The organism is Micromonospora sp. NPDC000663 (assembly GCF_042898105.1).
Lineage (GTDB): Bacteria > Actinomycetota > Actinomycetes > Mycobacteriales > Micromonosporaceae > Micromonospora.
In genome coordinates, this window is the sequence record NZ_JBIAYR010000004.1 from 582467 (window position 1) to 604750 (window position 22284).

The window sequence follows — 22284 nt, forward strand, 5'->3', positions numbered from 1 at the left end:
GGTGGTTCAGGCTCGCGGCGCGGGGGGTGCCATCGCGGGTTCGTCCCAGCAGCCGACGAGCAGTCGGTAGGTGGTCGAGCGGCTCAGCAGTTGCTCGTGGGTCCCCGTGGCGGGTTCGTCGCCGTCGAGGACCAGCAGGCGTTGGGCGCGGATCGCGGAGCTGATGCGGTGGGCGATCACGACGAGGCTGCCGGGTCGGTGGGCGAAGGCGTCCTCGACTGTTGCTTCCAGTGCCGGGTCCAGGTGGCAGGTGGCCTCGTCGAGGATCACCAGTGGGGCGGGGGCGAGCCAGGCCCGGACGGCGGCGATGAGTTGCCGTTCGCCGCTGGAGAGCTGGGTCGGGGTGATCGGGGCGGCGAGGCCGCCCAGGCGGGTGGCCAGGGGGCGGGCGCCGAGCGCGTCGACTGCGGTTTCCAGGGTGCTGTCGTCGGCGTCGGGTCGGAGGTAGCGGAGGTTGTCGGCGAGGCGTCCGGTGAAGATGTAGGCCTCCTGGGGCACGAGGACCCGCATCCGGGCCAGGGCGGCGGGTGTGGCGTGGGCGACGGGCTCGCCGGCGAGGTGGACGGTGCCGGCCTCGGGTGGTGTGAGGCCGGCGATCAGGGCGGCCAGTGTGGATTTGCCCGCGCCGCTCGGGCCGACGACGGCGAGGTGTTCCCCGTCGGCGAGGGTGAGGGAGAAGTTCTCCAGGACGGGTCGGGAGCGTGGTCCGTAGCGGAAGGTCAGTCCTCGGGCCTCGATGGCCGGTGCGGGGCCGGTCTGGTGGGTCGGTGGGCGGGGCGTGTGAGGGGCGGGTGCGGGGGCGGTGTCCGGGTAGGTGCGCAGGATGTTCTCCAGGGTCACGACGTAGCGCAGTCCCCCGCCGCCGATGCCCTGCACGAGGGTGTGCAGGGCCGGTTGCAGGCCGGTGGAGACGTAGATCAGCGCGCCGAGCACCGCGCCGGCGGTCAGGCCGCGCTCGACCAGCCAGGGTGTGGCGGCCAGCAGTACCACGAGTGGCAGCCAGCCGCCGATGCCGAGGCTGAGGCTGCGGATCGCGGCCATCCGGGCGAGGGTGCGTTCGGTGGCTGCCTGCGCGGACACCCGGCGTTGCACGTCGGCGGTGACGCGTGCCTGGGCGCCGCAGGCCAGCACGTCGCGGTGCCCTGCCAACGCGGTCGCTGCCGCCTGGCCGAGGTGTTCGCCGGCCCGGACGTACGCGCGCTGGTGGGCGACCATCGCCGGCAGGGCGGCGATGAAGACGGCCAGGCCGACGAGCATCGGCGCGGCGGCGAGCGCCGCCACCGTCGGGGCCAGGGCGAGGAGGCCGAGCAGGGCCGCGCCGGCGGAGAAGAGGAAGCCGCGGGTCACCATCAGCAGGCCGGCGAAGGTGTCGCGGACGATCTCCACCTGGTGGGTCAGCCGGGTCACGGTGGCGCTGTCGGGGTGGCCTCCGGTGCGGGTGGCGTCGTGCAGCGCGCCCCGCACGACGCGTGTCGCCAGGTCGTCGCGGAACGGCTCGACCACGGCGCCGAGGCTCCGGTACGTCCGGCCTGTGGCCGTGGCGCCGAGCAGCACGGCTACGGCGAGGGCGCCCAGCCAGGTCAGGCCGGTGAGGGGGTGTCCGACCAGGAATCCGTCGTCGACGGCGCGGGCGATCAGGTAGCCGGAGAGCAGCGCGGGCAGTGACTCGACGAGCGACCAGCCGCAGAGCCGGGTCAGCTCGCGGCGGCGGGCCCGCGCCGCCCGCCAGGTGACTCGGCGTACGCCGGGACGGGTCATGGTTCACCGTTGGCGGGTTGGAAGACCGCCCGGTAGTCGGGGTCGGTCCAGAGGCGTTCGTGTGGTGCGAGGGCGCGCAGTCGACCGCCGTCGAGCCAGGCGACGAGGTCGGCCACGGCGGCGGTAGCGGCCCGGTGGGTGATCACCAGGCGGGTGCGTTCGCCGGCCCGTGCGGTCACCGCCCGGGTGATGCGGTGTTCGGTGGCGGTGTCCAGGTTGGAGGTGGCGTCGTCCAGGATGAGCAGTCGTTCGGCGGCGAAGGCGCGGGCCAGGCCGAGGCGTTGGGTTTCGCCTCCGGACAGGGGTGTGCTCGCCAGCGGGGTGCGGTAGCCGTGGGGTAGCCGTTCGACGACGTCGGCGACGGCTGCCGTGCGGGCGGCGTCGAGGACCGCCGGTGTCGCCGGTGTGGGGTGGGTAGGTGGCGCCGCCGATCCGGCCGGCATGGCCATGCCGATCGCGTCGTGGATGGTCGCGCCGATCAGCACGGGCCGGTCGAAGGCGTAGCCGACGGCCCGGCGCAGCGCCGTGCGGTCGAGGTGCCGCAGGGGTACGCCGTCGAGTCGTACGTCGCCGGCGTCGGGATCGTGCAGCCGTCCCGCCACGGCGGCCAGGGTCGACTTGCCGGAGCCGGACGTCCCGACGACGGCCACTGTGGCGCCGGCCGGTACGTCCAGGTCGATCCGGTCGAGGATGGGTCGGCCGTCGTCGGTGTGCACGCTCACCCCGCGCAGTCGCAGCGCGCCGCCGCCGGGTGGCAGGGGTCGGTGGCCGGCGGGAGCGGTGGGCTGGGCCAGCAGTTCGGCGACGCGGGTCGCGCCGGCGCGGCTGCGGACCAGGTGGTTCAGTGTGGCGAGTACGCCGCCGAGTCCGGCGCCCATCGCCGCGTAGCGGACCGCGGCGATGAGTTGTCCCGGCGTCAGCCAGCCGGTGGTCAGGGCGTACCCGCCGACGGCGACGACGCTCAGGTGCAGCAGCGGCGCCACGGCGGAGGTGCGTGCGTTGGCCCGGGCCAGCAGGTCCCAACCGCGTCGGCCGTGCGCCGCGAGTTCGGGCAGGGCGGCCAGCACCCGTTCCTGCTCGCGGTGGGTGGTGGCGGCGGCGGCGATGGTCTTCGCGCCGGTCAGTGACTCCAGCAGTCGGCCGGCGATGGTGCCCAGCGCCCGCTGGTAGCTGGCGGTGACGGTCGAGGCGTCGGAGACGAAGGCCCGCATGAGGACGGCGAGCAGGGTGAGGCCGGCGAGCAGGGTGAGGCCGAGGACCGGTTCGATGATGGTGAGGGCGACGACGCTGCCCAGTGGCGGGATTGCGGCGACCGTCGCCAGCACGACGGCGTTGCCGGCCTGTCCCGCGTCGGCCGTCTGGCTCACCAGCCGGCCCACGAGGTCACCCACCGGGTGGCGGCGGGTGGCGCGCACGTCCAGCGCGAACAGGTGGCGCAGCAGGTGCCGGCGCAGTCCGGCGGTGGCGCGTGCGGCGCCGAATCCGGTGGCCAGGTCGGTGATGGTGTCGACGCAGACGAGGACGACGACCAGGGCGCAGGCGGACACCATCCACCAGCTGGGGCCGGTGGCGAGGGCGGCGTCGACGGCGCGGCCGAGGGCTGCGGGTAGCAGGAGTTCGGCGGTCGCTCCGAGGAGCGCGACCACGGCGAGCGTCGCGGTCCAGCCGCCGCCCGCCAGGACCGTCCGCCGCAGCAGCCGGTCCCCCGCGGCGAACGTCGGCATGGGTCCTCCCGGTGCTGCGCGGGTGGCCCTGGGCGGGTACGTCTACCCGCCCAGGGCTCCACGTGCGAATGGATCAGTTGCAGGTCGTGACGGAGAGCGAGCTGTCGCCGCAGAGCAGCAGGCTCGCCCGGCTACCGCCACCCGTGCGGTCGGCCGGAGCCATCTCCAGGCCCTGGAGGTCCAGAAGCGCCATGTCGTTCACCTCCCTTCCTTTCGTTCGTGGAGTGCGTCGCCCTCGCTGTCGCGAGGGAGTCTCTGTGCGTCCGCCAGGGGCGCGAGGAACGGCAGCGTCCGTGGTTCGTCGGGCCGGGCGCAGGCCAGCGCGTACAGCACGCCGGCGGTGCCGGTGCCGAGGTCCATGGACAGGCGCAGCAGCTGCTCACCCGGGAAGGCGGTGCCGTCGCGGTAGGGCAGCGCGTGCCAGGACAGCCGTCGCAGTTGTGCGTCGAGTTCCCGGCGGTCGGCGTCGTGTGTCGAGGCGGCGAGGTAGGCGATGATGCCGGCCCGGCCGGTGAAGAGTCCGGACTGCGCGTAGAACGGTGAGCGTGCGGCGCGGCGGATCTGCGCGCTCGCCTCGGCGAACCGGTCGTCGGCGCGGTGGCGCAGGTACTGGTCGAGGACCAGTCCGATGCCGGTGCTGCCGTGGGCCAGGTAGGGCATCGTCCGCCAGCCCTCGTTGACCTCCAGCGCGCCGTCGGGGCGCAGCACGCAGCGGCGCAGGTCCTGGCGCAGGGCTGTGGCGGCGTGCCCCAGCAGGTCGTCGTCGCCTGTGAGTTCGTAGAGGCGCAGCAGCATCAGCGCCGGGCCGGTCCGGCCGCGCAGCAGCCCGGCGTACGGGTGGCGTCCGCCGCTGATGTCGGGGCCGGGGTCGTCGGCCAGCCGGTCGATGACCCGTTCGGCGGCGCGCCAGGCGGCGTCGCGCAGCGATTGCTCCCCGGTGCGGGCGGCCAGCTCGGCGAGGTTCAGGGCGATTCCGGACAGCCCGCTGGCCAGGCTGTGGTCGAGTCCGTCCACCGGTTCGCGGAGGCAGATGTCGAGCACGTCCAGCGCGTCCTGTCGGCGTCCGAGGTGTTCCAGGGTGTACGCCACGCCGTGCAGTCCGTCGTAGAAGCCGCAGCGGGTGCCGGACGGTGGTGTGGTCGCCCGCCGTGCGAGCCACTGTTCGTGCTCGGGCCAGCGGCCCGCGCCGCTGGTGGCGAGGGCGTACAGCACGCCGGCGGCTCCGTGGGCGAGGTTGAGGCCGCCGCTGCGGAACTGTTCGATGTCGCCGGGGAAGAGCCGGTCGTCGCGTTCGGCTGTGGCGCTGGCGAGGATCGCCCTGGCGAGGCGGTCGCGCTGGGCGGGCCAGTCGTGCGCGCCGAGGTCGGTGTGGGGGTCGGTGGCGTCTGGCGGGGCGCCGGTGATCTCCTGGACCGCCGGGTCCAGGAAGGATCGCGGGACCGGGAAGTTCGCGGCGATGATGTCGGCCAGGTCCGCCGCCTTCGTCGGGGCGAGCCGGACCAGCTGGGTCAGGGGTAGGAACAGCGCCAGCCGCAGGCACGCCAGGGCGTACCGGTCGACCGCCGGTCCGCTCCGGTCGCGGGGGGCCGCGAAGCCCTGGTTGCGCAGTCCGGGTCGGCGGTGTCCGGTGATCGGGGCGGCTACCTCGAAGTCGACGAGGGCGACCTGGTCGTCCGGGCGGATCATGATGTTGAACAGGTGCAGGTCGCCGTAGACGAGTCCGCGCTCGTGGATGGCCGCGATGAGGGACTCGACCTGCTCGTGGACATGCCGGGCCCAGCGGGCGTACGCCGCCCGGTCGTCGGGCGTCGCGTCGGCGTCGATGAGCGGGTACCTGTCGACGAGCACCTTGTTCAGGGGCCGGCCCTGGATGAACTCGAGGGCGAGGAACCGGTGCTCGCCGAGGGTGAACTCGTCGTGCACGCGTGGCACCTGCGGCAGGTCGGCGAGTTGCCGCAGCGCGGCCGCCTCGCGGGCCAGTCGGGCGACGGCGTCGACGCCGTCGGCGTCCAGACCGGCGTGCGGGCGCGCTTCCTTGAGGACCACCTCGGTGTCGCTTCGCAGGTCACGACCCACGTACAGCCCGCCGCCGTTGGAGAAGTGGATCACCCGCTCGATGCGGTACGGCACCTGGTTGGTGCTGGTGTCGTTGCGGGCGGCCAGGTGCGGGCCGAGGAAGTCCGGCAGGGTGATCCAGGACGGCACGTGAAAGACCGGATCGCGGCGGTCGGGCACCAGCGCACCTGTGTCGTCCTCGATCGCGGGGACCACCTGGCCGTCCGGGGAGTGGCAGTAGCGGGCGGCGAATCCGCCGTAGCGCACGTGCACCGGGCCGGCGCCGTAGCGCAGGTCGCTGAGGATGTACGGGCCGGGCTCGCCGGCGAGCAGCTCGTCGAGCTCCTTGCAGGTCAGCTCCAGCTCGGCGTCGTCGCGGGGGTAGACGGTGATGAACTTGCCGCTGGCGGCCCGCGCGGCGTACTTGGAGTTGCGCAGCAGCAGCGTGCGGGGCCCGCGCAGGAACTTGAAGGACAGGCCTCGGGGGACGCAGTAGTCCCAGACCGCGTCGAGCACCCGCTCGGCGTTCGCCAGGCCCGCCGACACGTGGATCTTCCAGCCCTGCTGCGGCAGTGAGCCGCCGTCCGGGCCGTAGATCAACCAGTCGTCGAGCGGCTCTCGCCGCCAGCCGGTCGGGACCGGACGGTCGGCGGCCGGGAAGACGGGTTGGGCGACGGCGCTGCCGAGCGAGTCGTAGAACAGTCGATCCGCGGCGCAGTAACTGTCGTAGCGCTCGTCCACCGTCCCGCCTCCCGTCCCGAACCCGTACCGGCTGTTGTTCCGGCGTTGTGTCGAGTCTCGTGGACAGGGCGGGGTGCGCCACAGTGCGCTTAGTCATCACCTTCGATGTGGGGCGCACGGGTACTCATGACAAAAGTCAGGGCCGCGCGGTCAGTCGCGGGTGCGGCGCAGCCAGTGGCGGGTGTGGGAGCGCAGCAGGGCGGGCTGCTCGTAGGGCAGGTAGTGGCCGGCCTCGTCGATCACGCTGAAGGTGCCGCGCGGGTAGCGGCGCATGGCGTGGAACTGGTCGGCGTAGCCGACGATGCGGTCCTGCCGGCCGGTGAGCACGCTTACCGGTCCGTCGAAGACGGTGTCGGCGTTCTCGTCGGCGAGCGCGTACCCGGTGCCGGTGCGCAGCGCCTGCTGGAAGGCCTCGTCGCCGGGGCCACCGGCGGTGAGGGCGGCGAGGACGGTCGCGACGACGGCGGGGGTGCGGTGACCCAACGCGGTGTCGAGGTGCGCGCGCAGGTCGGTGGGGGCGGCGTCCAGCCAGCCGGCGGGCCCTGCCGGTGGGCGATGCCCGGGCAGGGTGCGGCTGGCCGGCGCGATGGTGACGCCGGGGCACACGAGGAGCAGGCCGCGGACCAGGTCGGGGCGTTGGCGTGCGATGCCGGCGGCGAGGTACGCGCCGTAGGACGCGCCGGCCAGCAGGGCCGGCGCGTCGAGGTGCCGGTCGAGCCAGGCGACGACTGTGTCGAGCACGGCCTGGGAGGTGGGTCGGCAGTGCGCGGGTGAGTCGCCGTACCCGGGCAGGTCCAGGTACGTCTCGCGCAGTCCCGCCCCGGCGAGGGCGGGGGCGAAGGCGGCCGCCGTGGCGGCGCGGGTGGTGCTGATCATGGGCAGGCAGACGATCGCCGGTCCGGTGCCTGTGGTCTCGGCTGCCAGGTCCATCCGCGAATCCTAGTGGGCGGCGGCACGGGACTGCGTCGTCGCCGCGTGATCTCTACAGTGGTGCGTTCCGGTTCCAGCGGGGACCGCTTGTCACAACGGGGGAAACACCATGATGGGTAAGTCTGTGCGTACCGTTCTGGCCGGTGTCGCGCTCGCGGGTCTGGTCGCGGGTTGCGACCCGGCGCCGAAGGAGGACGCGGGCAGCGCCGATGCGTCGGCGACTGCGGCGGCCAGCCCGACGGTGGACGTCGCGGCGAACAGCAAGCAGGTCTGTGAAACGACCCTTGCGGTGGTGAAGAAGCACTTCGTGGCGATGGCGGACGACGCGATCGCCGCCATCGACAAGCCGGTAAGCGCCAAGGAGCAGGGCGAGAAGGTGCGCGGCCACTACACGGCGCTGGCGCAGGACCTGCGCAAGGAGGCGCCGACGGCGGTGGATCCGCAGCTGCGTACGGCGTTGGAGAATCTCGCCACCGCTGTCGAGAAGCGGCTCACCGGCCCGAAGGCCACCGAGGTGGAGGCGCCGGATCTGGACCCGACCCTCAAGGCGCTGGACAGCACCTGCGGTCGTTGACGCCGCCGGGGCGCCGGCCGGTTCGACCGGCGCCCCGGGGAACGGTTCAGATCCAGGGCACCTGGGGGGACGGGTAGAAGTTGACCTGTTGCAGGCGCCAGCGGGGCGCCTGCTCCCCCAGCCGGGTCCGGAACGACTCCCAGTCGTGGCTGGTGGTGGTCGACCAGCCGAGTTCGGCGATCGCCGGCAGGCGGGGAAAGGCCATGTACTCGATGTCGTCGAGGGTTCGCAGGGTCTCGGACCACAGGGGCGCCTCGACGCCGAGGACGGCGCTCTCGCCGACGCCTGTGACGCGGGTCGCCGGGTCCCAGCCGTACGCGTCGGACACCTCGATGAGGCCGGCCCAGCGCAGGCCCAGGGGTGTGTTGGCGTCGTACTTCATGTCCAGGTAGGACTTGTTGGCCGGGGACATGACGACTTTGGTGCCGCGGGTGACGGCGTCGACGAGGTCGGCGTTGGTGGTGCCGGTTCCCCAGAACTGGGCGACGGCGTCGGCGGGCAGGTCGGCCCGCGTGATCTCGTTCCAGCCGGAGGCGCGTTTGCCGTACTTGCTGACCAGGGGCAGCACGCGGTTCATGAAGGTGCGGTAGTCCTCGTCGGTGGTGGCGTGGGCTTCGTCGCCGCCGATGTGCAGGTACGGGCCCGGTGTGATGGCGGCGAGTTCGCGGATGACGTCCTCGACGAAGCGGTAGGTGAGTTCGTCGTTGATGCACAGGGAGCTGTAGCCGACGGCGATGTCGGTGCGTGGGGGCGGTGCGACGCCGTCGCAGTTGAGTTCGGGGTAGGTCGACTGGGCGGCGTTGGTGTGCCCGGGCATGTCGATCTCGGGGACGATGGTGACGTGCCGGGCGGCGGCGTACGCGACGACTTCCTGGTAGTCGGCTTTGGTGAGGTATCCGGGGCCGACGCCGTCAACTCCGGTGCCGGGCCCGCCGCCGACGGTGGTGAGGCGGGGCCAGGAGTCGATCTGGATGCGCCAGCCCTGGTCGTCGGTCAGGTGCAGGTGCAGGTAGTTGATTTTGTACTGGCTGATGAGGTCCACGTACGCGGTGATCTCGTCGACGGTGTGGAAGTGCCGGGCGAGGTCGAGCATGGCGCCCCGGTAGGCGAAGCGCGGGTAGTCGACGATCCGTCCGCCGGGGATGGTCCAGGTGGCGTGTCGCCGGTCGGGCGCCTCGATGTCGGCGGGCAGGAGCTGGCGCAGTGTCTGGGTGCCGGCGAACAGCCCGGCGGGGGTGGTGGCCCGGATCGTGACGCCCTGGCGGGTGACGTCGAGTTGGTAGCCCTCCTGGCCGACGCGGTGGTCCGCTCCGCCGAGGACGAGGGCGATCTCGGGCAGTGGGGTGGAGCGGACCGGCAGGACGGGCAGCGGGTAGCCGGTGGCGGGGCGCAGGGTCTCGGCGAGGTGGTTGCCGACCTGGCGGACGGCGGCGGAGCCGGGTGCGGTGCGGATGACGGTCCGTGGGGTGATCCGGAACGCGGCGCGGGCGTCGGGGCGGGTGTCGACCGGCGCGGGTATCACGTCGGTGAGGTGCCGGGCCGGGGTGTGTTGTGTGGCGGCGGCGGGGCCTGCGGGGAGGGTGAGGGGCAGCGCGAGCGCGGCGATGGCCAGCAGCCGCGTGGTGGTGTGTCGGCGACGCACGGGTACCTCCAGGCGTTCGTCGTGATCGGTAGTCATCGATCCGATTCGCACGCTACCCGGAGGGCGCACGCACTGTAAACACTCCTAATCGTTAGCCGGGCCGGTGCCCCGGCTGTCGTCGTCCTCACCCACGACCGGCGAAGGGGAATTCGTGAGGTGGTCGCACGGTTCACCGACTGGAAGATCAGAGTTACATGATCGGATGGAAGTGCCATGCGCTCAGACGCGGTAGTGCTGTTCGGCGTCACGGGAGACCTCGTCTCGAAGAAGCTGTTCCCGGCGCTGTACGAGTTGAGCAGGCGCGGTCGCCTCGACGTTCCGGTGATCGGCGTGGCCCGCTCCCCCTGGGACGACCAGCAACTGGTCACCACCGCCCGCAAGTCCGTCACCGAAACCAACGACGAGGTCGACGACGAGGCGTTCGACGCCCTGGCGCGCCAGCTGTCGATGATCTCCGGTGACTACGCCGACCCGGGCACGTACCAGCGGCTCGCGCAGCGCCTGAAGGACGCGCGGCGGCCGATCTTCTACCTGGCGATCCCGCCTGCGGTGTTCGGCGCCGTTGTCGAGGGCCTGGCGGCGGCCGGCCTGGCCGACCGGGGCCGGGTCATCGTGGAGAAGCCCTTCGGACGTGACCTGGCGTCCTCCCGCGAGCTGGACCGCACGCTGCGGGCCGCGTTCGACCCGCAGCGCGTGTTCCGCATCGACCACTACCTCGGCAAGGAGGCCGTCGAGGGCCTCTACGCCTTCCGGTTCGCCAACCGGCTGTTCGAGCCGCTGTGGAACAGCGACCACATCGACAACATCCAGGTCACCCTCGCCGAGGGGTTCGGCACCCAGGGCCGCGCCGGCTTCTACGACACGGTGGGCGCCACCCGCGACGTGTTGCAGAACCACATCCTTCAGGTCGTCGCCCTCATCGCGATGGACGCCCCGAGCGCCGACGACACCGACGCCTTCCGCGAGGCGGAGGTCGCGGTCCTGCGACAGATCGCGCCGCTGTCACCGCGGAGCACCGTACGGGGCCAGTACGTGGGGTACCGCGACGAGCCGGGTGTCGCACCGGACTCGAACACCGAGACGTTCGTGGCCACCCGGCTGACCGTCGACTCTCCCCGCTGGGCGGGTGTGCCGTTCTACCTGCGCACCGGCAAGTCCCTGCCGGGGACGGCGACCGAGGTGTTGGTCGAGTTCAAGCAGCCCCAACGCTCGCTCATCCGCGCCGAGGGCGGGGCCGGCGCGCCCGCGAACCTGCTGCGGTTCCGGCTCGGTCGCGGCGACGGCATCACCATGTCCATCCAGGCCAAGAGCCCGGGCGCCGAGGTGACCAGCCGGCCGGTGGACCTGTCGGTCGACTTCGGCGCCGCGTTCGGTCGCCGTCAGGAGGCGTACGAGCGGCTCCTCGATGACGCGATGGACGGGCAGCACCTGCGGTTCGCGCGCGAGGAGACGATCGAACAGGAGTGGCGGATCGTCGGGCCGATCCTGGACCTGGCGACCGAGGTGCAGCCGTACGACAAGGGCACCTGGGGTCCGGCGGACGCCGACCCCCTCGCCGGCGGCTGGCACACCCCGGACCTGCGGTAGTGACGCCGCTCACGGCGCCGGCAACGCCGGCGCCGGGCGGCGCGGTGGCAGGCTGTGGCGAATGACAGCTGATGACACGGTACGAGCGCTAGCCGAGCTGACCGAGGCCGAGTTCATGCTCCGGTACGAGTCGGGAGCGCCGGCGCACGTCCGCGACGCGCTCGGCATCCACACCACCCGCCTGGGTGGCGGGGTGGTGCTGTCCATGCGGCACGACCCGACCGGCTACTGGAGCAAGGCGCTCGGGTTCGGCATCGCCGAACCCGTCACCGCTGAGCTGATCGCCCGGGTGTGCGACGTCTACCGCGCGGAGGGCACACCGTCCGCGGTCATCCAGATCGCCCCCGAACGGCTGCCGGCGGACTGGGACGAGATCTGCTCCCGGGAGAACATCACAGGCGCAAGCACCTGGGTGAAACTGGCAGGCGAGGTCAGCACGCTGACGCCCGGCCACACGGACCTGCGGGTCGGTCCGGTCCCGGACGACCTGGTGCCTGAGTGGGCGTCGCTGGTGCTGCTCTGCTTCGGGATGCCCGAGGAACACCTCGCACCGATGCTCACCGCGAGCGTGCGGGACCCCGGATTCCGCCCCTTCGCCGCCTGGGACGGTACGCGGATGGTGGCCGCCGCCAACCTGTTCCTGAACGGCGCGGCGGCCTCGCTCAACACCGGCGCGACAGTGCCCACGCACCGGGGTCGGGGTGCGCAGTCGGGCCTGCTGGCCGCCCGGGTGCGGGCCGCCGCGCACGCCGGCTGCCGGTGGGTCACCGGCGAGACGGGACGACCCGAGCCGGGTACGTCCAACCCGTCACTGGACAACATGCGCCGGCTGGGCCTCACCCCGCTGTACGAGCGACGCAACTGGATCTGGCGGGCGGAGCCGGCCGGCCAGGACGCCTGACGCGCCGTCGACCAGCCCGGATGAGCGTCCAGCGGGGTGGGCGACTGACTGACCGCTCAGCTCACGGTTTCGACCGTCCGGCGACGGCGAGGTTTGCCGCCTGCGTGCGGTGTGGGCACGTTGTGGGCACATCTCGTCCGCTTCGGAGAGGAAGCAGCCCATGCTTTCCGCACTCGATCGTCGGCACACCGTCGCGCCGCCCGGCTACAGCCGTTGGCTGATCCCTCCGGCGGCGTTGGCCATCCACCTCTGCATCGGTCAGGTATATGCGACGAGCGTCTACAAGAACTCGCTCATCGCCCACTTCGACACCAGTCAGACCGCCATCGGGGTCATCTTCAGCATCGCGATCGTGATGCTGGGCCTGTCGGCCGCGGTCGCCGGGACCTGGGTGGAGGCGAACGGGCCGCGCAAGGCCATGTTCGTCTCGGCCTGTTTCTGGGCGGTGGGCTTCCTGGTGGGTTCGCTGGGCATCGCCACGAAGCAGTTGTGGCTGCTGTACCTGGGGTACGGGCTGCTCGGCGGCATCGGCCTGGGTATCGGCTACATCTCGCCCGTCTCGACGCTGATCAAGTGGTTCCCGGACCGGCCGGGCCTGGCCACCGGGCTGGCGATCATGGGGTTCGGCGGTGGGGCGATGGTGGCCTCTCCCCTGTCCCGGCAGCTGCTGTCGTTCTACGACCCGGCGTACGACCCGTCCAACGCGGGTTCCACGGCGTCGGGTAGCGCGCTTGTGTGGTTGTTCGTGACGCTCGGCCTCGGCTACTTCGTGATCATGATGTTCGGGGTGGCGAACGTGCGGGTGCCGGCCGAGGGCTGGCGTCCGCAGGGGTTCGACCCGGCGAGCGTGGCGGCCAAGCCCCTGGTCACGACGGCGAACGTGTCGGCGGCGAACGCGGTCAAGACCCGCTCGTTCTGGCTGCTGTGGGTGGTGCTGTTCTGCAACGTGACAGCGGGCATCGGCATCCTGGAACAGGCCAGCCCGATGATCCAGGACTTCTTCCGGGACAACGGCACGTCCGCGGTGTCGGTGGCGGCGGCCGGCGGGTTCGTGGGACTGCTGTCGCTGTTCAACATGGCCGGCCGGTTCGTGTGGTCGTCCACCTCGGACGTGATCGGACGCAAACCGATCTACCTGGTGTACCTGGGTGTCGGCATGGTGCTGTACGCGTTGCTGGCGCTGGTCGGGCAGACCGCGACGGCGCTGTTCGTGCTGCTGGCCTGCGTGATCCTGTCGTTCTACGGCGGCGGGTTCGCCACCGTGCCGGCGTACCTGCGGGACCTGTTCGGCACGTACCAGGTGGGTGCGATCCACGGGCGGCTGCTGACCGCCTGGTCGGCGGCGGGGATCGCCGGGCCGCTGATCGTCAACGGGTTCCTCGACGCGCAGGGCCAGCCGGGCACGTTGACGGCGGCGGCGTACCGGCCGGCGCTGTTCACCATGGTGGGCGTCCTGGCCGTGGGCTTCGTGGCGAACCTGCTGGTACGCCCGGTGCCGCAGCGTTACCACGAACCGTCGGAACAACAGGACGCGAACGAGGACCTGACGTCGGAGAGGAGTGGCACGCGATGAGCGACGACAGCCGGAACGGGCAGCAGGCCCGGTTGTGGATCTCCTGGTTGGTGGTGGCGGCGCTGCTGGGCTACGGGGTGGTGCAGACGCTGATCACGGCGGCGAAGCTGTTCACCCAGTGACGAGGTGAGCCGGGGCGCGCGCGGCGCCCCGGCTCACAGGCCACCGGAGACGCGCAGCACCGTGCCTGTGGCGTACGAGGCGTCCGGGCTGAGCAGCCAGGCGATGGCGGCGGCGATCTCGTCGGGTTCGCCGGCGCGCCCCAGCGGGATGCGACCGACCGCAGTGTCGGCGCGGTCCGGTACGCCGGAGTCGGCGTGGATGTCGGTGCGCACGATGCCTGGCGCGACGGCGTTGACCCGGATGCCCCGCGGGGCGAGTTCCTTGGACAGGCCGACGGTGAGCGTGTCGGTGGCGGCCTTCACGGCGGCGTAGTGCACGTACTCCCCCGGGCTGCCGAGCGTCGCAGCGGCCGACGAGACGTTGACGATGGCTCCGCCGTGGCCGAGCCGGCGGGCGGCCTGCTGGGCGCAGAGGACGTAGCCGACGAGGTTGACGTCGACGACCCGGCGCAGGTCCTCGACACGCAGTTCGGTGAAGGGCCCGATGAGGCTGGTGACGCCCGCGTTGTTGACCAGACCGGTGAGCGGGCCCAGCTGGGCGGCGGCGTCGAACAGTTCGGCGACCTGGTCGGGGTCGGTGGTGTCGGCGCGTACCGCGACGGCCTGTCGACCGGCGGCGCGCAGGTCGGCCAGGACGGCGCCAGCGGCGGCGTGGTCGCGGCGGTAGCACAGGGCGATGTGGTGACCGGCGTGGGCGAGACGGCGGGCGGTGGCCGCGCCGATGCCCCGGCCCCCGCCGGTAATGACGGTGACGGGTGCCACGGTGCCTCCAGGGCTGTCGGGTGGGATGCGCCGACGCTACCGTGACCGGCGCGGACCAGTCGTCGAGAGGAGGGTCACATGCGGCGCGCGTTGGTGCTCGGCGGTGGCGGCGTGACAGGTGTGGCGTGGGAGCTGGGGTTGCTGGCGGGGCTGGCCGAGCGGGGTGTGCCGGTCACCGAGGCGGACCTGGTGGTGGGCACGTCGGCCGGTTCGGTGGTGGGCGCGCAGGTGCGCTCCGGAGTGCCGCTGGAGCGGTTGTACGAGGAGCAGCTGGCCCCGCCGACAGGTGAGGTGGCGGCACGTCTGGGGTTCGTGGCGCTCGCGCGGCTGGTGTGGGCCGGTGGCCGTACCCGGGACGCGGCGCGGTCCAGGGCGCGCATCGGGGCGATGGCCGTGGCGGCGCGTACTCCGTCGGAGGCGTCGCGGCGCGCGGTGATCGAGGCCCGCCTGCCGACGCGGGAGTGGCCGCAGCGGCCGCTGCTGGTGACGGCCGTCGACGCGGCCACCGGCGAGTTCGTGGTGTTCGACGGCGCGGACGGGGTGTCGCTTGTGGACGCCGTGGGGGCGAGCTGCGCGGTGCCCGGTGTGTGGCCGCCGGTGACGATCGGGTCGCGTCGCTTCGTCGACGGTGGAATGCGCTCGACGGTGAACGCGGACCTGGCGGCGGGCGCGCAGCGGGTACTGGTCCTCGCGCCGACGTCTGCGGCGTTCGGGCCGATGCCACGGCTGTCGGCGCAGGTGGACGAGCTGCGTACGGCAGGTGCGCAGGTGGTGGTGGTGACGCCGGACGCGGCGGCGCGTACCGCGATCGGCCGTAACGTGCTGGACCCGGCCCGGCGGGCCGGCGCGGCGCGGGCCGGACGGGCGCAGGCCGAGGTGGTGGCGGACGAGGTGACCGCGCTCTGGGCGTGATCGCTTACGCTCACCGCGCGATCGGTCGGACAACGGAGGTGCGCGGTGGCGGGTGTGGGTGTCGGCGACGTGGTGGAGGACTTCGAGCTGCCGGATGAGACGGGCACGCCGCGGCGGCTGTCGGAGTTCCTGGCGACCGGTCCGGTGGTGCTGTTCTTCTACCCGGGGGCGATGACCCGGGGCTGCACGGCGGAGAGCTGCCACTTTCGGGATCTGGCCGCCGAGTTTGCGACGCTGGGCGCGTCGCGGGTGGGCATCAGCCGCGACCCGGTGGCGAAGCAGGCGGAGTTCTCCCGGCTGCACGGCTTCGACTATCCGCTGCTGTCGGACGTGGACGGGACTGTGGCGCAGGCCTTCGGGGTGCGTCGTCGACTGCCGTTGGGGCCGTTGAGCACGAAGCGGATGACGTTCGTGATCGGCGCCGACCGGCGGATCATCGAGGTGATCCACAGCGAGGTCAGCATGAACGACCACGCGGACCGGGCGCTGCGGGCACTGGGCGGCTGAGCCCCCTGCGGCGGCTGTCGCAGCGGGCTGGTATCAAGGCAGCAATCAAACAGGTGTACGGAAGAGGGTTGTGATGGATGCCGGCCAGGGTTTGTCCACTATCGAGGTGCAGAGCATCCGGGAGGCGTTGGCGGCCGGGCGCAAGCCACGGGTGGTGTTCACCGCGTCGGCGGGGCAGATCGCCGGTCAGGTCGGCCAGGTGGTCGAGCTGACCGACCCGGAGGTGTCCGACGAGTTCGTGGTGGTGCGGTTCGGCCGCGACGAGTTGCCGTTCTCCCCCGCCGACCTGGCGGTGGCGCCCAAGGGCGCGGGCCGCCGGGTGGCGGAGCCGAAACCGGAACCCGAGCCGGAGCCGCCCGCGGCGGCCGCGCCGGAGTTCGTGTTGGACACGCCGCGGGTGCCCGCGCAGCGACAGGAGGAGCCGAAGGTGGAGCAGGCCGAGAAGCCGCCGGCGCGGCGGGCGGTCAGGGCCGCCAAGCCCAAGAGCCCCGCCGGCCTCACGGTCACCCTGGCGTACGCCGACGGCGAGTGGACCGTCGCCGCGCAGCAGGGCAGCAAGGCCCTGGCCAAGCCGTACGTGGTGAAGCCGGCCGAGGCGTTGAAGATGGTGGCGCTCGTGGACGTGCCAGGTGTGCAGGAGGCGGTGGAGCAGATCCTCGGCACCGAGCGGGCCGAGGCCGAGCAGCAGGCGGAGAAGCTGCGCGCCGAGCTGGCTGAGATCGAGGCGCGACTGGCGGAGCTGCGCGAGGCCCGCTGAGGCGGGTCAGCCTCGGCTGTGGTGCTCGAGTAGCCGGGTGAGCAGGCGGGTCAGTTCGTCGCGTTCGGCGCTCGACAGGGGCGCGAGCAGGTCGTCCTGCACGCGGGCGACGGTGTCGGCCATCCTGCGGGCCTCGTCGGCGCCGGCGTCGGTGAGGCTGATGACGTTGCGGCGGCGGTCGGCCGGGTCGGGGGCGCGTACCACGTACCCCTGACCGGCCAGGTCGTTGACGGCGGCCACGACGTCGCTGCGGTCGATGCCGCAGCGACGTCCCAGGTCGGCCTGGCTCGCGGGGCCGTCCTCGGCGAGCGCGGCGAGCAGCCGGTAGTGGTAGCCGCGCAGGTCGTGTGCGGCGAAGCCGGCGCTGATGAGCCGGCCGGCGTGGGCGGCGGCCTGGTTGAGCAGCCAACTCGGGGTGGTACGCAGCCCGGCGGGTGACTGCGGGGCCGCGTGATCCATGAGCGAAGCCTACCAGGAATCGTTGGCGCTACCCACAATCAGGTGTTACGTTGGCTTCACCAACGTTGGTTAGGCCAACGTTCTGAAGGAGGCGTCATGTCCCCTCTCAACGGTCAGGTAATCGGCCAGGCCCACTACGCCACCCGGGCTCTGCTCGAACGTGCCACCGGCCCGCTCGGGCTCAGCTTCGGCCAGGTGATCGCCCTCAACGCCCTCGCCGCCGGCCCCGTCGAGCGCGCACGGCTCGTGCACCGGATCACCAGCACCCTCAAGGTCGACGAACCGGCCGTGCGCACGGTGATCGACGCCCTCGTCGACGCCGACCTCGCCCGGGTCGACGGTGTCGTGCCGCACATGCGGCTCACCGACACGGGTCACGCCACGCAGGCCCGCGTCGCCGAGGCCGTCGCCGGCATCACCGCCCGGCTGTACGGGGACATCGCGCCCGCCGAGGCGGACGTCGCCGCGCGCGTCCTCACGCTCATCACCGAGCGGGCCAACGACGAACTGGCGGGCGTCGCCTGAACCGACAGCGGCTCAGCCGAGTCGGTCGAGCTGGTCCCTGTCGACAAGGGCCGTCAGAAGTAGTCGAGCAGGTGCGCCGGGCCGCCGACGCCGAGCAGGTCCAGGGCGTCGGGCTCGACCCCGGTGGTGTGCAGCAGGCCCGTCTGCGCGACCGACCGGGCTCGGGCGGCACCGGCGTAGAGCAGCGCGAAGCCGCGTACGTCGAGCCGCAGGTCCGCCTCGCCGCCGATCCGGGTCAGCTCGGCGGCGCCGTCGGCCACGGCCAGCCGCCAGGTGCCGGTGTTCCACTCGGCGATCGGGTCGGTGAGGCCGAAGTCGACAACACCCCGGGCGTGGTCCGGCCACCCGCGTGCGCTCACCGCCCGGGCCACGTCGACCGGACGGTGCATCCACAGGTTCCGCTCGTGCTCGCGGGCCGCCTCCAGCGGCAACTGGACGCTCACCGCGTCCCCGTCGAGCGGGCACAGCCGCAGGGTCGGCGCGACGCTCGCCCACCGGGCGAGCACCCCGACGAGTTCCCGGGCCGCCTCGGCGGTGGTGGCCAGGGCTTCGTCGACGGTGAGCACGGAGTCGGCGCCGTACCCGCTGCCCCGCTGCCAGGTGGCGTAGCCGACCAGGTGGCCGTCCTCCTCGACGAGGGTGAGCCCGTCGCCGGGCAGGCCACCGTCGGCGGCGAAGAAGTCGAACAGTTTCCCCCGCCGCGTCAGCATGCCGTTGAGGTGCCGGGTGACCTGCTCGTAGAGGTCGGCGACTGCGGGCAGGTCGGCGGGGGTTCCGGCCCGGACGGTCAGGTGCGGGGCGGACCGGTGCCGGGGCAGCCTGGAGGTGGCCAGGTCGACGGTGCGCAGCACCCCGGCGGTCTCCCAGCCGAAGGCGCGGTAGGGGGCGGCCACCGTCGGGTACAGCGCGCTGACCGCCGCACCGCGGTCGTGGGCGCCGGCCAGCAGGGCGGTGAGCATGGCGCGGGCCACGCCCCGGCCCCGGGCCTCGGGGGCGACCGCCACCCCGCCCACGTCGGCCGCCGGTACGGTCCGTCCGGACCACCACTGGTCGTGGTGCAGGTCCACGGCTTTACCGACAAGGCGGCCGGCCTCGTCGAACGCGCCGTAGCGGGTCATGCCGGGCACGTCGACGCTCGTGCTGGCGGGGCGTTCCTGGCCCCCGCCGAACGCGAACCGGCCCAACTCCCAGGCGGCATCGAGGTCGTCGGTGGTGAGTTCACGTACGAGCATCGGCACACCCTAGCGGGGCGGATCTTCCGAGGCCGCCCAATTACGCCCGGGTGGGGGCCGGCGAACCGGCCCCCACCCGGTCAGTGCTGCGGGATGTTGGCCACTCCGATGCGCTTGCGGAACACCCAGTACGTCCAGCCCTGGTAGGCAAGCACCACCGGCGTGAAGATCACCGCCACCCAGGTCATGATCTTCAGGGTGTACGGGGTGGAAGCCGCGTTGGTGGTGGTCAGCGTGCCGGCCGCGTCCAGGGTGGACGGCATGACGTTCGGGAACAACGCCGCGAACAGGGTCGCCACGGCCAGACCGATCGCCACGGCGGTCCCGGTGAACGCCCAGCCCTCCCGGCGTACCCGGGCGGCGGCCAGGCCACCGAGCAGCGCGAGGGCCGCGCCGACGGCGAGCACGACGGCGGCCGCGCTGGAGCGGATGCTCAACGTCCAGGTCAGGAACCCCACCGCCAGCACGGCGGCACCGACACCCAGGCGCACCGCGAGGGCGCCGGCGCGCTCCCGGATGTCACCTGTGGTCTTCAGGGCGAGGAACACCGCGCCGTGGGTGAGGAACAGCGCGAGGGTCGTCGCGCCACCCAGCAGGGCGTACGGGTTGAGCAGGTCCACGAGGCCGCCGACGTACTCGTGGTCGGCGTCCAGCGGCACACCGCGCAGGATGTTGGCGAAGGCGACGCCCCACAGGATCGCCGGCAGCAGCGAGCCGACCACGATGGCGGTGTCCCAGCGGCGCTTCCAGGACGCCTCGGGGCGCTTGTGCCGGTACTCGAAGGCGACGCCCCGGGCGATCAGGGCCAGCAGGATCAGCAGCAGCGGCAGGTAGAACCCGGAGAAGAGGGTGGCGTACCACTCCGGGAAGGCGGCGAACATGGCGCCACCGGCGGTGATCAGCCACACCTCGTTGCCGTCCCACACCGGGCCGATGGTGTTGATCAGGACGCGGCGTTCCCGGTCGTCGCGGCCGAGCACGGGCAGCAGCATGCCGACGCCGAAGTCGAAGCCCTCCAGGATGAAGTAGCCGGTGAACAGCACGGCGACGAGGAGAAACCAGATGGTGGTCAGGTCCACGATGGGCTCCGGGTCAGTAGGCGAAGGCGAGCGGGCGCTCGGCGTCGTCATGGGTGTCGTCGATGGGGTGCTCCTCGCTGACGTCGGGCACGCCAGCCTTGGCATAGCGCAGCAGCAACCTGACCTCGATCACGGCGAGGGTCGCGTAGATCAGCGTGAAGGCGGTGAACGAGGTGAGCACCTCGGTCAGCGAGACGCTGCGGGACACGCCGTTGCGGGTGAGCATCTCGCCGAAGACGATCCACGGCTGGCGACCCATCTCGGTGAAGATCCATCCGAACGAGTTGGCAAGCAGCGGCAGCACCGGCATGGCCAGGCCGGCGCGCAGCAGCCACTTGCTGCGCGGGGTACGGCCCTTGCGCTGGCTCCACAGGACCAGCAGGGCGATCGCGGCGGCGGCCATCCCGAAGGCGATCATGAAGCGGAAGCTCCAGTACGTCACCGGGATGATCGGGGTGTAGCTGCCGGCGCCGTACTGGCTGGCGTACTGGGCCTGCAGGTCGTTGATGCCGTGCACGGTGCCGTTCGGGTCGCCGGTGCCCAGGTACGACAGCAGGTACGGGATCTTCAGGGCGAACACCTCGCGGCTGCCGTCGAGGCTGCCGATGGTGAGCACGGAGAAGGAGGCGGGGCTCTCGGTGGTGTAGAGGCCCTCGGCGGCGGCCATCTTCATCGGCTGCACCTGAGTCATGATCTTGCCCTGGATGTCGCCGGTGAACAGCACGGCGGCCGAGGAGACCAGGACCACCCAGGAGCCGAACTTGGTGGCGAAGCGGTATGCACCGGTGTCGGCGGAGTCGCGGTTGCGGATCACGTGGTACAGGCCGACGGCCACGACAAGCGACCCGGCGACCAGGAACGAGCCGGCCAGGGTGTGCGGGAACGTGATCAGGGCGACCTTGTTGGTGAGCACCGCCGGGAAGTCGGTCAGCTCGGCGCGTCCGCTGTCCGGGTTGATGCGGTAGCCGACGGGGTTCTGCATGAACGAGTTCGCGGCGAGGATGAAGTACGCGGACAGGTTCGTGCCGATGGCCGCGGCCCAGATGCTGGCCAGGTGGGCCCGCTTGGGCAGCCGGTCCCAGCCGAAGATCCACAGGCCGATGAACGTGGATTCGAGGAAGAACGCGACGAGCGCCTCGATGGCCAGGGGTGCGCCGAAGATGTCGCCGACGAAGCGGGAGTAGTCGCTCCAGTTCATGCCGAACTGGAACTCCTGCACGATGCCGGTGACCACACCCATGGCAAAGTTGATCAGGAAGAGCTTGCCGTAGAACTTGGTGAGCTTGAGGTAGCGCTCGTTGCCCGTGCGGTGCCACATCGTCTGGAGGATGGCCACCAGCACGGACAGGCCGATGGTCAGCGGAACGAAGAGAAAGTGGTAGACGGTGGTGACACCGAACTGCCAACGGGCGACGTCCAACGCGTCCACCTGAAAACCCCCAGCGAGTCGTACTACGAGACGTAGTAAATACTACTTCTCGTCGTAGAGGATCGGGCAGGGCCGGGCGACCCGAACCGACCCGGGACCAATGACCCTGATCACCCCGGGCCATTCAGCACGACCCGCCCTCGCGACCCCGCCGCCGCATGCGACGATGTCGCGCTGATGGACACCGCGTACTCCCCCTGGCAGCCACCGCTGATCTGGCGTGCGGCCCTGCTGCTCACCCGGGCCCTGGTGGCCCCGCTCGCCCGCCTTGAGGTCAGCGGCGACGTCCCCGCGCACCTGCGCCGTGGACCGCTGGTGCTGGCCGCCAACCACATCAGCCCGTTCGATCCGCTCGCGATGGCCGCCGCCTGCCAGACCCGCGGGATCGCCCCGAGGATCATGGCGACCGCCGGCCTGTTCCGCGCCCCGCTGCTCGGCGCCGCGATGCGCCGGGCCGGGCACATCCGCGTGGATCGCGGCACCAGCGCCGTACACCAGGCCCTGGAGACCGCCGCGAGCGCCGTCGCGGCGGGATCGGTGATCCTCATCTACCCCGAGGGCCGCATCGGCCTGGACCCCGGCATGTGGCCCGAACGCGGCAAGACCGGCGCCGCCCGCCTCGCGCTGGCCTGCAACGCGCCGGTCATCCCGGTCGCCCAGTGGGGCGCGCACGAGGTGCTGCCGTACCGGGCGCCGAAGGGAATGCTGGGCGGCGTCGCCCGCGCCCTGTGGCGCCGCCCGGTGATCCGGGTGCACTTCGGGGACCCCGTCGATCTGGGCGAGACCACGTCCGCTGCCCCCGGCGCCGCCCGCCGGGCCACTGACCGGATCATCGACGCGCTCACCGACACCCTCGCCCCGCTGCGCCCCGACGAACCCGACGGGCCCCGGTACGTCGACCCCGGTCGCCCGAGCGACCCGAGTCGCGCCCACCGCCGCAGCGCGGGATGATGCTCCCTGCCGCCCTCACGGATTGACACGTTGGGCAATTTCTGCAAGATCATCTAATCTGTCC

General features: G+C 72.2%; 21 protein-coding genes. 10 read left to right on the top strand and 11 right to left on the bottom strand.

Annotation, left to right across the window (positions count from 1 at the left end; genetic code table 11):
- Nucleotides 1-6: 6 nt before the first annotated feature.
- From ACFY1S_RS18170 to ACFY1S_RS18190, 5 genes are all read right to left on the bottom strand, one after another.
- A complete protein-coding gene (locus ACFY1S_RS18170; protein ID WP_387119097.1) occupies nucleotides 7-1758 on the bottom strand; it encodes an ATP-binding cassette domain-containing protein in 1752 nt (583 codons plus the stop codon).
- The gene (locus tag ACFY1S_RS18175; RefSeq protein ID WP_387119101.1) at nucleotides 1755-3482 is read right to left on the bottom strand and encodes an ABC transporter ATP-binding protein; all 1728 of its coding nucleotides are present in this window, start codon (nucleotides 3480-3482) and stop codon (nucleotides 1755-1757) included. The genes ACFY1S_RS18170 and ACFY1S_RS18175 overlap by 4 nt, the downstream gene beginning before the upstream one ends.
- 73 nt (nucleotides 3483-3555) lie before the next feature.
- A complete protein-coding gene (locus ACFY1S_RS18180) occupies nucleotides 3556-3675 on the bottom strand; it encodes a SapB/AmfS family lanthipeptide (RefSeq protein ID WP_013734295.1) in 120 nt (39 codons plus the stop codon).
- 5 nt (nucleotides 3676-3680) lie between these two features.
- Nucleotides 3681-6278 carry a class III lanthionine synthetase LanKC gene (gene lanKC, locus ACFY1S_RS18185; protein WP_387119106.1) on the bottom strand — a complete coding sequence of 866 codons (2598 nt, stop codon included), beginning with the start codon at nucleotides 6276-6278 and terminating at the stop codon, nucleotides 3681-3683.
- Between the two features lie 150 nt (nucleotides 6279-6428).
- Nucleotides 6429-7208 carry an alpha/beta fold hydrolase gene (locus ACFY1S_RS18190; protein WP_387119108.1) on the bottom strand — a complete coding sequence of 260 codons (780 nt, stop codon included), beginning with the start codon at nucleotides 7206-7208 and terminating at the stop codon, nucleotides 6429-6431.
- A gap of 124 nt (nucleotides 7209-7332) precedes the next feature.
- Between ACFY1S_RS18190 and ACFY1S_RS18195 the strand changes: the two genes are divergently transcribed.
- Nucleotides 7333-7782 carry a hypothetical protein gene (locus tag ACFY1S_RS18195; protein WP_387119111.1) on the top strand — a complete coding sequence of 150 codons (450 nt, stop codon included), beginning with the start codon at nucleotides 7333-7335 and terminating at the stop codon, nucleotides 7780-7782.
- 46 nt (nucleotides 7783-7828) lie between these two features.
- Here the strand turns inward: ACFY1S_RS18195 and ACFY1S_RS18200 are convergent, their stop codons facing one another.
- Nucleotides 7829-9460: a beta-N-acetylhexosaminidase gene (locus ACFY1S_RS18200; RefSeq protein ID WP_387119114.1), complete on the bottom strand. Its 1632-nt coding sequence runs from the start codon at nucleotides 9458-9460 to the stop codon at nucleotides 7829-7831.
- Between the two features lie 177 nt (nucleotides 9461-9637).
- Here ACFY1S_RS18200 and zwf point away from each other — a divergent pair, with 177 nt between their 5' ends.
- From zwf to ACFY1S_RS18220, 4 genes are all read left to right on the top strand, one after another.
- The gene (gene zwf, locus ACFY1S_RS18205; RefSeq protein WP_387119117.1) at nucleotides 9638-11011 is read left to right on the top strand and encodes a glucose-6-phosphate dehydrogenase; all 1374 of its coding nucleotides are present in this window, start codon (nucleotides 9638-9640) and stop codon (nucleotides 11009-11011) included.
- A gap of 61 nt (nucleotides 11012-11072) precedes the next feature.
- On the top strand, nucleotides 11073-11912 hold the full coding sequence (locus ACFY1S_RS18210; RefSeq protein ID WP_387119120.1) for a hypothetical protein: 840 nt from the start codon (nucleotides 11073-11075) through the stop codon (nucleotides 11910-11912).
- Between the two features lie 160 nt (nucleotides 11913-12072).
- Entirely contained in the window at nucleotides 12073-13485 is a 1413-nt protein-coding gene (locus tag ACFY1S_RS18215; protein ID WP_387119123.1) for an OFA family MFS transporter, read from the top strand.
- Nucleotides 13482-13607, top strand: a complete 126-nt coding sequence (locus ACFY1S_RS18220) for a hypothetical protein (RefSeq protein WP_387119126.1) — start codon at nucleotides 13482-13484, stop codon at nucleotides 13605-13607. The genes ACFY1S_RS18215 and ACFY1S_RS18220 overlap by 4 nt, the downstream gene beginning before the upstream one ends.
- A gap of 33 nt (nucleotides 13608-13640) precedes the next feature.
- Here the strand turns inward: ACFY1S_RS18220 and ACFY1S_RS18225 are convergent, their stop codons facing one another.
- Nucleotides 13641-14369: an SDR family NAD(P)-dependent oxidoreductase gene (locus ACFY1S_RS18225; protein WP_387119129.1), complete on the bottom strand. Its 729-nt coding sequence runs from the start codon at nucleotides 14367-14369 to the stop codon at nucleotides 13641-13643.
- 78 nt (nucleotides 14370-14447) lie between these two features.
- Between ACFY1S_RS18225 and ACFY1S_RS18230 the strand changes: the two genes are divergently transcribed.
- From ACFY1S_RS18230 to ACFY1S_RS18240, 3 genes are all read left to right on the top strand, one after another.
- The gene (locus ACFY1S_RS18230) at nucleotides 14448-15281 is read left to right on the top strand and encodes a patatin-like phospholipase family protein (RefSeq protein ID WP_387119132.1); all 834 of its coding nucleotides are present in this window, start codon (nucleotides 14448-14450) and stop codon (nucleotides 15279-15281) included.
- Nucleotides 15282-15326: 45 nt separating this feature from the next.
- Nucleotides 15327-15788, top strand: coding sequence for a peroxiredoxin (locus ACFY1S_RS18235; RefSeq protein WP_387119135.1), 462 nt, complete (start codon nucleotides 15327-15329; stop codon nucleotides 15786-15788).
- A 73-nt stretch (nucleotides 15789-15861) separates the two neighbouring features.
- Nucleotides 15862-16545, top strand: a complete 684-nt coding sequence (locus ACFY1S_RS18240) for a hypothetical protein (RefSeq protein ID WP_387119139.1) — start codon at nucleotides 15862-15864, stop codon at nucleotides 16543-16545.
- 6 nt (nucleotides 16546-16551) lie between these two features.
- Here ACFY1S_RS18240 and ACFY1S_RS18245 read toward each other — a convergent pair whose 3' ends face one another.
- Complete coding sequence (locus ACFY1S_RS18245; RefSeq protein WP_387119142.1) at nucleotides 16552-17004, bottom strand: MarR family winged helix-turn-helix transcriptional regulator; 453 nt, start codon at nucleotides 17002-17004, stop codon at nucleotides 16552-16554.
- 96 nt (nucleotides 17005-17100) lie between these two features.
- On the opposite strand from ACFY1S_RS18245, the gene ACFY1S_RS18250 reads away from it, so the two are divergent.
- Nucleotides 17101-17529 (top strand): hypothetical protein, encoded by a 429-nt coding sequence (locus tag ACFY1S_RS18250; protein WP_387119145.1) that lies wholly within the window; start codon nucleotides 17101-17103, stop codon nucleotides 17527-17529.
- A gap of 53 nt (nucleotides 17530-17582) precedes the next feature.
- Here ACFY1S_RS18250 and eis read toward each other — a convergent pair whose 3' ends face one another.
- The 3 genes from eis to ACFY1S_RS18265 form a co-directional block, all read right to left on the bottom strand.
- Nucleotides 17583-18761, bottom strand: coding sequence for an enhanced intracellular survival protein Eis (eis, locus tag ACFY1S_RS18255; RefSeq protein WP_387119148.1), 1179 nt, complete (start codon nucleotides 18759-18761; stop codon nucleotides 17583-17585).
- Nucleotides 18762-18841: 80 nt separating this feature from the next.
- Complete coding sequence (cydB, locus tag ACFY1S_RS18260; protein WP_387119151.1) at nucleotides 18842-19840, bottom strand: cytochrome d ubiquinol oxidase subunit II; 999 nt, start codon at nucleotides 19838-19840, stop codon at nucleotides 18842-18844.
- Between the two features lie 13 nt (nucleotides 19841-19853).
- Nucleotides 19854-21269 carry a cytochrome ubiquinol oxidase subunit I gene (locus tag ACFY1S_RS18265; RefSeq protein WP_387119154.1) on the bottom strand — a complete coding sequence of 472 codons (1416 nt, stop codon included), beginning with the start codon at nucleotides 21267-21269 and terminating at the stop codon, nucleotides 19854-19856.
- A gap of 177 nt (nucleotides 21270-21446) precedes the next feature.
- Here ACFY1S_RS18265 and ACFY1S_RS18270 point away from each other — a divergent pair, with 177 nt between their 5' ends.
- Nucleotides 21447-22220 carry a lysophospholipid acyltransferase family protein gene (locus ACFY1S_RS18270; protein ID WP_387119157.1) on the top strand — a complete coding sequence of 258 codons (774 nt, stop codon included), beginning with the start codon at nucleotides 21447-21449 and terminating at the stop codon, nucleotides 22218-22220.
- The last annotated feature ends 64 nt before the right edge of the window (nucleotides 22221-22284 follow it).